Source organism: Novosphingobium sp. AP12, assembly GCF_000281975.1.
Classification (GTDB): Bacteria; Pseudomonadota; Alphaproteobacteria; order Sphingomonadales; family Sphingomonadaceae; genus Novosphingobium.
In genome coordinates, this window is sequence record NZ_AKKE01000003.1 from 1 (window position 1) to 592 (window position 592).

General features: G+C 66.2%; 1 protein-coding gene. It reads left to right on the forward strand.

All coding sequences use genetic code 11. The features are described from left to right. Positions 1-52 precede the first annotated feature (52 nt). A partial coding sequence (locus PMI02_RS00030; RefSeq protein ID WP_238538924.1) for a hypothetical protein occupies positions 53-592 on the forward strand: 540 nt, incomplete at its 3' end.

Here is a 592-nt window from a genome sequence, read left to right on the forward strand (position 1 = left end):
GGCAGGCGCGCCCCATCCGATGCTCCCGGCCGTCTCCGATGGCCGTGCGCCGATGTTCATTGCCTATCAGGGCCTCCCCTTCGCCGACGCCCCGGCGACCGAACAGTCGTCCGACGAGCGACTACCGTCCTTTTACACGCATGAGCCGCACGATTTCCCCGTGCCCCCTGATTTCTCGCCGACACCGCGCCTTGCCTATGGCCGCCGCTTCCAGAGTTTCAGCTTTCTGGCAACGGGTGCCGGAACGCTGCCGCGGGCGCTGCAGCTGGCTCCGACAAGGCCATGGTTGCCGGCTTCCGCCATCGCATTTGCAGACGACGATCCGGCCGCCCAGCCGGAAATTCTCGACTTCGACTGCCAGCGGCGCACGGCGATCACTCAGATGGCCGTCAATGAGCAGCCAGCGCCCGGCACTCCGCGACGAATCGGCGAGGGTATCGCCGGCGTGCAACCCCTGAGTGCGGACTATCCGCGCCGCTCTATTGTCGCCACCGCGGATCTGGCGGGCGTCATCGACATTTTCTGCGACAGCGATGGCATTGGCCGGATGCATTTTCCGGCCAGTGCACCCAAGCCGCTCGAATGGCGGCTC